Raw genomic sequence first — 236 nt, forward strand, 5'->3', positions numbered from 1 at the left:
GTCCGGCAAAGGAATCTTCCAGCGCATCAACGTACCGCACGCCCGGCAGCCCCGCTGCCTGCACGGACTGCTCCAGCACCGCGTTCAGGTTGTCGGTGACCTTCAGCCCGAAGGCCTGTTCCGCGGCGGTCAGCCGGCCGCAGTCTGCAGCAGGAGCCTCAAACATTCGTGGATACGGCAGCACCAGCACCGGCGACCGGGCCGCAGTTCCCACCGTTCGGTAGGCCTCCGCTAAG

The 236-nt window shown here is 66.9% G+C and carries 1 protein-coding gene; it reads right to left on the minus strand.

Going from position 1 to position 236, the window contains the following annotated elements:
• Positions 1-214: SGNH/GDSL hydrolase family protein (locus SB717_RS39515; RefSeq protein ID WP_410908791.1), on the minus strand; the 214-nt coding region annotated here is incomplete at its 3' end.
• Positions 215-236: the final 22 nt, after the last annotated feature.

Origin of the sequence: Priestia sp. SIMBA_032 (assembly GCF_046535215.1) — a bacterium.
Classification (GTDB): Bacteria; Bacillota; Bacilli; order Bacillales; family Bacillaceae_H; genus Priestia; species Priestia aryabhattai.